Origin of the sequence: Microbacterium sp. CJ77 (assembly GCF_002911615.1) — a bacterium.
GTDB lineage: Bacteria > Actinomycetota > Actinomycetes > Actinomycetales > Microbacteriaceae > Microbacterium.
Genome location: NZ_PQBR01000013.1, coordinates 55,587 through 65,673, shown reverse-complemented (window position 1 = coordinate 65,673; position 10,087 = coordinate 55,587). Strand labels below are relative to the sequence as shown.

The 10,087-nt window shown below is 69.9% G+C and carries 9 protein-coding genes; 4 read left to right on the top strand and 5 right to left on the bottom strand.

The window, feature by feature from the left end; translation table 11 throughout:
• Positions 1–203: 203 nt before the first annotated feature.
• On the bottom strand, positions 204–1,229 hold the full coding sequence (locus C2868_RS09155) for a glycosyltransferase (RefSeq protein WP_100811275.1): 1,026 nt from the start codon (positions 1,227–1,229) through the stop codon (positions 204–206).
• Between the two features lie 144 nt (positions 1,230–1,373).
• Here C2868_RS09155 and C2868_RS09150 point away from each other — a divergent pair, with 144 nt between their 5' ends.
• Positions 1,374–2,645 carry a CDP-glycerol glycerophosphotransferase family protein gene (locus C2868_RS09150; protein ID WP_100810460.1) on the top strand — a complete coding sequence of 424 codons (1,272 nt, stop codon included), beginning with the start codon at positions 1,374–1,376 and terminating at the stop codon, positions 2,643–2,645.
• 20 nt (positions 2,646–2,665) lie between these two features.
• Here the strand turns inward: C2868_RS09150 and C2868_RS09145 are convergent, their stop codons facing one another.
• The 3 genes from C2868_RS09145 to C2868_RS09135 form a co-directional block, all read right to left on the bottom strand.
• Complete coding sequence (locus C2868_RS09145; RefSeq protein ID WP_100811276.1) at positions 2,666–2,989, bottom strand: hypothetical protein; 324 nt, start codon at positions 2,987–2,989, stop codon at positions 2,666–2,668.
• A 118-nt stretch (positions 2,990–3,107) separates the two neighbouring features.
• A complete protein-coding gene (locus tag C2868_RS09140) occupies positions 3,108–4,247 on the bottom strand; it encodes a hypothetical protein (protein WP_232711150.1) in 1,140 nt (379 codons plus the stop codon).
• Positions 4,248–4,296: 49 nt separating this feature from the next.
• Complete coding sequence (locus C2868_RS09135; RefSeq protein ID WP_100810461.1) at positions 4,297–4,989, bottom strand: NTP transferase domain-containing protein; 693 nt, start codon at positions 4,987–4,989, stop codon at positions 4,297–4,299.
• A 792-nt stretch (positions 4,990–5,781) separates the two neighbouring features.
• Here C2868_RS09135 and C2868_RS09130 point away from each other — a divergent pair.
• From C2868_RS09130 to C2868_RS09120, 3 genes are read left to right on the top strand one after another with little or no spacing between them, the layout of a single operon-like run.
• Positions 5,782–6,876: an ABC transporter ATP-binding protein gene (locus C2868_RS09130; RefSeq protein ID WP_232711151.1), complete on the top strand. Its 1,095-nt coding sequence runs from the start codon at positions 5,782–5,784 to the stop codon at positions 6,874–6,876.
• Positions 6,852–8,402, top strand: coding sequence for a hypothetical protein (locus C2868_RS09125; RefSeq protein ID WP_100810463.1), 1,551 nt, complete (start codon positions 6,852–6,854; stop codon positions 8,400–8,402). The genes C2868_RS09130 and C2868_RS09125 overlap by 25 nt, the downstream gene beginning before the upstream one ends.
• Before the next feature lie 41 nt (positions 8,403–8,443).
• Positions 8,444–8,710, top strand: a complete 267-nt coding sequence (locus C2868_RS09120) for a DUF3039 domain-containing protein (protein WP_100810464.1) — start codon at positions 8,444–8,446, stop codon at positions 8,708–8,710.
• 5 nt (positions 8,711–8,715) lie between these two features.
• Here the strand turns inward: C2868_RS09120 and C2868_RS09115 are convergent, their stop codons facing one another.
• Positions 8,716–10,074, bottom strand: a complete 1,359-nt coding sequence (locus C2868_RS09115; protein ID WP_100810465.1) for a nicotinate phosphoribosyltransferase — start codon at positions 10,072–10,074, stop codon at positions 8,716–8,718.
• Positions 10,075–10,087: the final 13 nt, after the last annotated feature.

Sequence of the window (10,087 nt, the reverse complement as noted above, 5' to 3'; positions counted from 1 at the left end):
CGCTGCGCCCGTCGGAGTGACCCGCTGTGCCATGCCCGGTCACTGAGCCCGTCTCGGCGACCAGGTGCCGCGCCCGGATCACCGGGTCTGCCGAAGCGACCCGCTGCGACCGGGCTGTGCCCTGCCTGCCTCGGAACGGGTGTAGCAGCATGCGCTAGGTGTGCTGACCTCGACCGAATCAACAACGGTCGAGGTCAGAACAGCTAGGGCAGCGGAGTGTTGCGGTCGCCGAGACGCGAGGTGTCGACCGTCTCGTGCGCGCCCCGCACGAGACCGACGATGAAGCCGAATCCCCAGGCCAGGTGCATGGTGGGCAACACGGCGAGCGTCCACAGCTTGTCGCGCCATCCTTTTCCTCCGCCGCGCCCCACCGCAACCGCGACGATGAGCACCGCGTACGCGGCGACTGGCACGTATACGGCGGATGCGATGAGGCCCGGCCACCCGCTCAGGACACCCGTGACCTGCAGTACGGCGACGACGATGCTGAGCGCGACGTCGATCACGAGCACCGGGGGCGCGAAGAAACGCAGTGAGTTGCGCCTGCCGTAGCGCCGGACCAGCTCGCCGCGCCACGCGCCGGTCGCCCGGAACTGCCGGGCGAGCCGCACCCAGCTCTCGCGCGGCCAGTACGTCACAGCGAGCGTCGGGTCGAACCAGACGCGGTACCCGGCCGCTCGGATCCGCAGGTTCAGTTCCCAGTCCTCGCCGCGTCGGATGCTCTCATCGAACAACCCCACCTCGTCGAGCACCGACCGGCGCAGCACGCCGAGGTACGCGGACTCGGCCTCACCCTCGCGGGTTCCGCCGTGATACGCACCGCCCCCGAGGCCGATGGGGGAGTTGTAGGCGCGCGCGACCGCACGCTGGAACGGGGTCCGCCCGGAGGCGTGCATCACGCCTCCGACATTCGCGGCACGCGTGCGCTCGAGTGTCTCCAGGGCCCGGCGCGTGTAATCGGGCGCGAGCTCGGAGTGCGCATCGACGCGGACGACGGTCGGTAGGGTGCTCGCGCGGATCGCGGCGTTCAGCCCGATCGGGATGTCGGCGGCGGGGTTGTCGACGAGGGTGATGCGGGCGTCGCGCGCGGCCAGCTCTCGGGCGAGCTCGGTCGTTCCATCGGTCGACGGCCCCAGCGCGAGAACCAGCTCGGTCGGCCCGTCGACATCCTGGTCGAGCACGGTCTGCACGGCACGCTCGAGATAACGGCGTTCGTTCAGCACCGGCATCACGAACGACACACCGGAGCCCGCTGGGACGGCCGACGCGTCTCGATCCGTCCTCTCGACCACTCCGCGTTCGTCCTGATGCACCCGTCGATCATGTCATGAGGCCCGCCGTGGACCCGAGTACCCGCTGGGTAGGGTGGACGGATGGGTCTCGTTTCGGATGGTCGCAAGCTCGCCGCATTGGCGCGACGCGCCCTGGCGAATCGGACGGCCCATCGGGCGGTCGTGCACGAGATCGAAAAGGCGCCGCCGCACCCGCCGCATCACTTCCGCATCGCGGTCTACTTCGCCGACGGCGATGTGAACATGTACCAGATCAGGCAGTGGTACCGTCCGCTCGCCGAGCTGGCGTCCACCTGGCCGGTCGTCGTGCTGTCGCGGTCCGCGACCGGGGCACGGGCGATCCTCGCCGACGGTGCGCTGCCCGTCGCGTACGTGCCCTCCGTGCGCAAGCTCGAGGAGTTCGTGGTCGGCCAGGACATCCGCATCGTGCTCTACGTCAACCAGAACACCCGCAACTTCCAGATGTTCCGATACGGGCACCGCTGGCACGTGTTCATCAACCACGGCGAGTCCGACAAGATGTACATGACGACGAACCAGTTCAAGGCGTACGACTACGCCTTCATCGCGGGCACCGCGGCGCGCGAGAGGTTGTCGCGGGTTCTCTGGGACTACGACTTCGACCGGCGTACCGTCCCGATCGGTCGTCCGCAGGCCGACTACTACTCCGGCGAGCTGCCCTACGCGCCGGACGATCGCGCCGTCGTGCTGTACGCGCCGACATGGGAGGGCGATCGGCCGTCGGCCCATTACGGTTCGATCCGCACCCACGGCGAACGCCTCGTCTCGGAGCTTCTCGCCACAGGTCGTCACCGCGTGATCTACCGGCCGCACCCGCGGAGCGGCGTCATCGATCCGGAGTACGGCGCGGCGAACCGGCGCATCATCGCGGCGATCGCGGCCGCCAACGCGCGGGATGCCGGCGCGCACCACGTCTACGACGATCGGCCCGAACTCGGCTGGCAGCTGTCGGCTGCCGACATCGCGGTCGTCGACATCTCGGCGATGGTCTATGACCGCTTGGCCGCCGGCCGCCCACTGCTGATCACGAGGCCGGTCGACCCCGAGGCATCCGTCGACACCGGCGGCTATCTCGCGGCCTGCGAGTGGTTGCACGCCGACGCCCCGGCCGGGTTCGTGACCGAGCTCGAGCGCGTCGCGGGCGACCCGGACGTCGCCGCGCGGCTCGGATATTGGGTCGAGCACTACTTCGGGGATGTGAGTCCCGGAGCGCCGACCGCAACGTTCCGCGCGGCTATCGCGCGACTCATGGATGACTGGGAGACCTGGCACGCCCGCTCCGTCGCCGCCGGCGATCCTGAGGACGTCGACGAGGCCGAACTCGACGACTGACCCGCGCCGTGCCGGCGCGCTCAGGGGGCGTACCGCCAGACGTACTCGCGCCCGTCGTGAGGTCGGAACCACGCGACCGTGACGATGCAGTCGTCCGGGTCGAGTGCGCAGAGGCAGAGTTCGGCGCTTTCACCGGGCATCATGCCTCCCCACAGGTGGGTTTCGATGCGTCTGGCGCCGCCGTGATCGGATCCGATATGGACGAATACCCGCACGACGTCGAGCGGCGTCGCACCGGCATTTGAGACGAGGCTGTGGCTGTCGTGCAGTCGCTCGACGTGCCAGGGCACGAGGTAGGCGCGCTCTCGGGACCGGGCGCCACGGGGGATCAGGGGTGTCAGCATGCGAGGCACGTTAGGGTCGAGCGCGGACAGCGCGGGCACGGATCAGCGCGAGCCGACGAGTGTCGGTGGACAGCGTTCCGCGACGGGCGCGGGGGAGGATGGATGCGCGGGCTTACGCCTACGCGCCTGGGTCCGCGCGCGAGCCTGTGTCTGCGGGCGAGCCTGTGCCTGTACCTGTATTTGCGGGTGTGCCTGTGTCTGCGGGCGAGTGTGGGCCTGTACCTGTGCCTGTGCCTGCGGGCGAGTCAGTGCCTGTGCCTGTGCGTGGGCCTGTGCCTGTGTCCGCTCCCGGGAGTGCGCCATCGGGCGCCGACTTCTTCTCGTCGATGGCCTTGTTCGGTCGGGGCATGATGCGGCCGACGGTGCCCGCAACCCTGCGGCCGGCCGACCCGGCGCCGCGTGCGGCGCTTCCCACGACCCCGCTCACGGCACCCGCGACCGCGCCGCCGAGACGTGACGCGCCGACGATCGTCGAGTGCTCGACGCGCCGGGCGCCCGGCTTCGGCTCGAGATCCGCCGGCAGCTCGAGGGGAGGGACGCCGAAGGCCCGGCGCGAACCGACGAGCACGCGACGCCCCAGGATGTTGTTGCCCGCGCCGCCCACGGCCGCCCCGATTCCGAAGGGCAGCGCCTTGCCGACCCACGATGCCCCGGCCTTCGCCGCGAACTGGTGGACGAACACGGTCTTCAGTCGATCGACGAGGGGGCCGACGGCGGCGCGCGGCAGGGTCTTGGTGACGAGTTCCCCCCAGTAGGCCGGGCGTGCCGCGCCCTTGCCCGCGGCTTGACCCGCGAGCTGGGCGACCAGGTCGACGCCTTCTTTGCCGAGCATGAGGGTGAGCACCAGCGCGCGGGCACGATCGGGGTCCTCGATCGCGATGCCGTGGACCTCGGCCACCGACTGCGCGAACAGCGTGGTCGACTCGAGGAATCCGATCGTCTCGACACCCGACAGTGCGAGCGTCACTCCGGTGCCGATTCCCGGGACGACGGCGGTGGCGCCGACGGCCGCTCCGCCCGTGGTGACGGCGGCGAGATAGCGGCGTTCCAGCATGCGCACGATGTCAGCGGTCGCGGCATTCGGATGCCTCAGCCGGATGCTGCGGATGTGTGCAACGACGAGCGGGCGCTGAATCGCCAGAACACGGTCGAGGGCGCGGACGATGCGGGGGTGCTCTTCCGAACCCACGGGCGGAAGACCCCCTTGCCAGGGCGCGTCGCCCGGCAGGGAGTGGATCCTGTGTACCTTGTCGGCCATCCGCGCGAGCCTATCCGCGGGGGCTGAGGACGCGCTGGATGCGCGCCGGTCAGACGAACAGGTTGGCGCGCTCGAGGTCTTCGGCGAAGTCCACCTCGACGGCGTACAGGTCGGAGATGTCGAGGGGCTCGACGAGAAGCCCGTTCTCGATGATCGCGAACTCGAGGCCGCGTTCGAAGTAGTCCTGGTCGTCGACTCGTCCCAGCTGGTGGACGAATGCCTTCTTGTCGGCCGCGGAGATGTAGTTGATGCCCACGGCCTCGCCGATGCCGCCCCGAACCGTCTTCGAGAGCTCCTTGATGTAGCCCTCGGCCGTGACGGTGTACTTGACCTCTTCGTCGCTGACCTTTGCGGTGTTGACGGACACGAAGGACTGGTCGCGCTCGATGAGTTCGATCGCGCGACCGAGCACGCGCGGGTCGAAGACGACATCGCCGTTCATCCAGAGCACGCCGCCGCGACCGGTCTTCTCGAGCGCACGCAGCAGCGACTTGGACGTGTTCGTCTGGTCGTAGCGGTCGTTGTAGACGTAGTCGACGTCGGGGAAAGCCTCGACGATGGTCTCGGCGCGGTAGCCGACGACCGTCGTGATGCGGGCGTCATCGCCGAATGCACTCCGAACGTTGTCGTGCTGCTGACGCATGATCGACCGGCCGTCGCTCAGTTCGGTGAGCGGCTTGGGCAGGGCGCGACCGAGTCGCGACCCCATACCGGCTGCGAGGATGACAATTCGTAGGCTCATGATGCTCCAGAAGTTCGTGTGCGTTCACCGTCGATTCAGGTGCGCGACACGCCTTTGTGCTTCGGCCATGCTACAGATCGACCCTGGGAAGCCGCAGGACCGCATTGCCGTCGTTGTCTTTTCGTGATGCGGATCACCGTTGCCTGTGAATGCCCGGCACGTCCCCCGGGTCTCGGTCCGGTTGGTTGATACGTTGGGGCGGTGACCGCTCCGACGCCTGACCCGCGGGATCCTTCCGACGAGTCCGCGACTTCCCCCGCCGAGCCTCAGCGAGCCCCCACCGCACCGCCCAAGGCGCCGCCGCGACCTCGCGCGCCCCGCGCCCCGCGCCCACAGCGTCCGACCGCGGGGGCCGGCGATTCCGCGTCACCCCGGGAGTCGCCGGAGGGACCGGATGCTGCGGTCACCGACGTACCGCCGAAGCCGCCGCGCCCCACGGCCAAGCCGACGACTCCGCGAGCGCCCCGTAAGGCCGCAGTGTCGCGAACCGCCGCGTCGACGCCCCGCAAGCCCGCCGCGCCCCGCACCGCGAAGAACGCCCCGAGCGCTGCGACGCGGACGCCTCCCGTGGCCGTCCCCGGCCCGCCTCCGCCTCTCCCGGCGGCTGCTCCTGGGGAGTCGCCCGAGGGAGCGGTCGACATCGAGGCGCCGTCCGACGGGAAGGCCGCGCTTCCTCCCCGTCCGCCCCTCCCTCCGCTTTTCCTTCCGGAGCCCGAGGCTGACGCGGCTCCGGCCGGAGATTCCGCGGACGACGAGCAGCCCGCGATCGCGGAGAACGGAGCATCCGTCACCGTGGTTGACGACACCGCTGTCGAAGAGCCTCACGAAGACGATCCCGCCGAAGACCAGACCGTCGCTGATGTTTCCGTCGTTGACGGCCCTGTCGTTGACGACCCTGTCCTTGACGGCCCTGTCCTTGACGGGCCCTTCGTCGACGACCCCGTCGTCGAAGAAATCGCGGATGAGACCGTCAGGGAAGACATCGGCCACGAAGAGTCGCTCGCCATCGTCGATCCGGACGTCCTCGCCGAGACCCTCGAGAGCGAGACGGGGTCAGCCGCGCCGGCGCTCGCCATCGTCGATCCGGACGTCCTCGCCGAGACCCTCGAGAGCGAGACGGGGTCAGCCGCGCCGGCGCTCGCCCTCCGCGGGGTCGTGAAGGAGTTCGGAGACACGCGCGCCGTCGACGCGATCGACCTGACGATCCCCGCGGGTTCGTTCTTCGGTCTGGTCGGGCCCAACGGCGCCGGAAAGACGACGACGCTCTCGATGATCGCCGGTCTCCTGCGCCCGGACAGCGGAACGATCGAGGTCTGCGGCGTCGACGCCGCGACCGATCCGTCGCGGGCGAAAAGACTCATCGGGGTTCTGCCGGACCGCCTGCGGACGTTCGATCGACTGACCGGACGCCAGCTGCTGTATTACTACGGCGTCCTGCGCGGACTGTCGTCCTCGGTCGTGCAGTCCCGGATCAGCGACCTCGCGCGTGCGTTCGACCTGGTCGACGCGCTCGGTCGCGTCGTGTCGGACTACTCGGCGGGCATGACCAAGAAGGTGATGCTGGCGGGCGCGATGATCCATTCGCCCCGCGTGCTCGTGCTCGATGAGCCCTTCGAATCGCTGGATCCCGCGTCGTCCCAGGTCATCCTCGACATCCTCGAGACGTATGTCGCGCACGGCGGAACGGTGGTGCTCTCGAGCCACGGCATGGCGCTCGTCGAGCGCGTGTGCACGCGGGTCGCGGTCCTGGTCGAGGGTGAGGTGCTGGCAACGGGCACGGTCGACGAGGTGCGCGGCGAGATGACGCTCGAGCAGCGCTTCGTCGAACTCTCCGGCGGCGTCGACGATGCGGAAGGTCTCGAGTGGTTGCACACGTTCTCCGACTGAGGGCAGCGCTCCTGGTCGGCGCGCTGCGCGGCGATTCGTCACACGTCGTGCGCGCGGTCGCCGGCCTCGTCGCGCTGGTGGCGCTCGGAATCATCGGATGCCTCGGCATCCTGTCGCTGTCCGGCGCTTCGCCCGACCGCACCGGGACGGTCATGGTGTGGACGGGATCCGCCCTCGTGCTGGCCTTTGCGCTCGCACCGGCGTTGACCGGGGCGCCCGACCCGCTGGATCCCCGCCGCTTCGCGGTCTTCGGCCTGGCCCCGCGCGGGCTCATCGCGACACTGTCGATCGCTTCGCTCATCAGCGCTCCGCTGGCGCTCGTCGTCGTCTTCGCCGTGAGCGGCGTGGTCGTCTGGGCGGGGCACGGTGCGAGCCCGGCACTCGCCATCGTGGGCGCCGTTCTCGGGGTTCTGACCTGCACCTTCGCCGGCCGGGTGGGTTTCGCTCTTGCCGCGATCGCCGTCCGCGAGGGACGCGGCAGGTCGCTCGTCGGCCTGTTCGCGCTGGGTGCCCTGGTCGGTGCCGTGCCGGTCGGCGTCTACTACGCGACATCCTCGGATCCTCTTGCTTCGCCCGTCGGCTCGGTCGCCGAGGTGCTGGCGCTCACTCCGTTCGGCGCCGCCTGGGCGATCGGCGATCCGAACGCGAACGCGCCCGTTGCGCTCGCCATCGCGGTCGCCACCCTCGTCGTGCTGTGGCTCTCGTGGGCCTGGCTGGCGCAGCGGCTGGTCTCGGGTGCGATCCGCTCCACCCCCGCCCATGATCACGCCGGGCTCGGCTGGTTCGGCGTCATGCCGGGCACGCCCGGGGGTGCCATCGCGGCACGCAGCATGATCTATTGGCTGCACGACCGTCGGTATCTGATGAACGTGGTCATCGTGCCGGTCGCGGCGGCCATCTCGATCGTGCCGCTGCTCGTGGCGGGTGTGCCGCTCGAGATCGCCATCCTCATCCCGGTGCTTCTCGCGGCGCTGTTCCTCGGCTGGCTGCCGCACGACGATGTCGCGTACGACTCGACCGCCGTGTGGATGCACGTCGCATCGAACGTGCACGGCATCGCGGATCGCGTCGGACGTCTCGCGCCGATCCTGCTCTTCGCGACGCCGGTGCTGGCCATCGCGCTCGTGTTCTCGGTCGCGCTGCACGGCAGCTGGGACGTGTTCCCGGCCATGATCGGGGCGGGCGCCTCGCTGTATCTGTCGGGCCTCGGGCTGTCGAGCATTGCTTCCGTTGTCGCACCGTACGCCGTGACGCGTCCGGGTGACAATCCCTTCCGGCAGCCGCAGCGCACGGGCTCGTCGGGCGTCATCGCCCAGGGAGCGGTACTGCTCGGATCCATCGTCGTGAGCGCTCCGGCTCTGCTCTGGACCTGGAGATCCGTGGCGGGCGCCGAGGAAGCGACGATGTTGGCGCTGGGGCTCGGCCTCGGGATCGGACTCGGCGTCTTCGTGATCGGGGTGGCCATCGGCGGCGCCCTCTTCCGCCGTCGCGGCGGCCGTCTGCTCGAACTGGCCGAGACCGCCTGAGACGGGCCCCGAGCCGCCTGGCGCCGATAGACTGACCAGCCATGAGCACGCCTCTCGATTCCCCAGACCAAGGCGGCCTTGCCACCCTCGAACGTGAGCTCGAAGAGCTCACACGAGAAGAGAACGTCGAACCCGGCGACCACGAGCGCTTCTCTCACTACGTCAAGAAGGAGAAGATCCTCGAGTCGGCTCTGACGGGCAAGCCGGTGCGGGCGCTGTGCGGCAAGAAGTGGACTCCGGGTCGCGACCCCGAGAAGTTCCCCGTGTGCCCGTCGTGCAAAGAGATCTACGAGTCGCTGCAGACCTGATCGAGCTAGCGCCCGACCATGACGGTCGGGATCGCCGGATCGGACTTGCTCAGCGCGAGCGCCTGGAGCGGCAGTTCGGCGCGGACCCGGGCGTGATGGGTGCGGGCGGCACGGGTGCCCTCCGGCCCCTCCGCGGCGGTGTCGATCTCGCCGGCGACGACGAGCGGGACCTGCAGGGCGCGGGCACCGGAGGGGACGGATGCCGAGGCATCCGATCCATCGGCGGAAGTTCCCTCGGCGGAAGCTCCATCGGCGATGACGAGCTCGCTCGTCGACACGGCGTGCTCGACGGTGCGATAGGCGGACTTGCGGCCGCCGATGGACGCCTTGGCGGAAGACGCCTTCGCCACCGGGATCCAGGTGCCCGACGCGTCCTGTCGTGCCACGAGCTTGTAGACCATACCCGCGGTGGGCACGCCAGAGCCCGTGACGACCGAGGTGCCGACACCGTAGGCGTCGACGGGAGAGGCGGCGAGGGCCGCGATGGCGTACTCGTCGAGGTCGCTCGTCACGGTTATGCGGGTCCGGGTCGCGCCGAGCGCGTCGAGCTGAGCACGCACGTCGGTCGCGACGATGGGGAGGTCTCCGGAGTCGATGCGGATGCCGCCGAGCTCCGTGCCCGCGACGCGGATCGCGGTCTCGACCCCGCGGCGGATGTCGTAGGTGTCGACGAGCAGCGTCGTGCTCGGGCCCAGCGCGTCGACCTGGGCACGGAAGGCTTGTTCTTCGGTGTCGTGCAGGAGGGTCCAGGCGTGCGCGGCGGTGCCCATCGTGGGGACCTGCCAGCGGCGGCCGGCCTCGAGGTTGCTCGTCGCCGAGAATCCCGCGATGTAGGCGGCGCGGGCCGCCGCGATGGCCGACTCTTCGCCCGCGCGACGCGAACCCATCTCAGCCAGGGGGCGCGAGCCCGCGGCCGTCGACATGCGGGCCGCCGCGGTCGCGATCGCCGAGTCGTGGTTGAGGACGCTCAGCGCGAGGGTCTCGAGCACGACCGCGTCCGCGAAGGTGCCCTCGACGGTCAGCACGGGCGAGCCGGGGAAGTACAGCTCGCCCTCGCGGTAGCCCGAGATCGAACCGCGGAACCGATAGGTCTCGAGGAACGCGAGTGTCTCGGCATCCACGATCCGCTCATCGCGGAGGAACGCCAGCTCGTCGTCGCCGAAGCGGAAGTCGCGCAGCAGCCCGAGCAGCCGCCCGGTACCGGCCACCACCCCGTAGCGTCGCCCACCCGGCAGACGGCGCGCGAACACCTCGAAGACGCAGGGGAGGCGGGCGGTTCCGTCGCGAAGCGCGGCACCCACCATCGTGAGCTCGTAGCGATCGGTGTATAGGGCGCTGCTGTGGCCGCTGGCCGGGTCGGTCATCCGGTCACTCTAC

Coding starts and splice junctions, on each gene's coding strand:
- C2868_RS09120 (WP_100810464.1), top strand. CDS start 8,444: ATGAGCACGCCTCTCGATTCCCCAGACCAAGGCGGCCTTGCCACCCTC.
- C2868_RS09150 (WP_100810460.1), top strand. CDS start 1,374: ATGGGTCTCGTTTCGGATGGTCGCAAGCTCGCCGCATTGGCGCGACGC.
- C2868_RS09135 (WP_100810461.1), bottom strand. CDS start 4,989: ATGAGCCTACGAATTGTCATCCTCGCAGCCGGTATGGGGTCGCGACTC.
- C2868_RS09115 (WP_100810465.1), bottom strand. CDS start 10,074: ATGACCGACCCGGCCAGCGGCCACAGCAGCGCCCTATACACCGATCGC.
- C2868_RS09140 (WP_232711150.1), bottom strand. CDS start 4,247: ATGGCCGACAAGGTACACAGGATCCACTCCCTGCCGGGCGACGCGCCC.
- C2868_RS09145 (WP_100811276.1), bottom strand. CDS start 2,989: ATGCTGACACCCCTGATCCCCCGTGGCGCCCGGTCCCGAGAGCGCGCC.
- C2868_RS09155 (WP_100811275.1), bottom strand. CDS start 1,229: ATGCCGGTGCTGAACGAACGCCGTTATCTCGAGCGTGCCGTGCAGACC.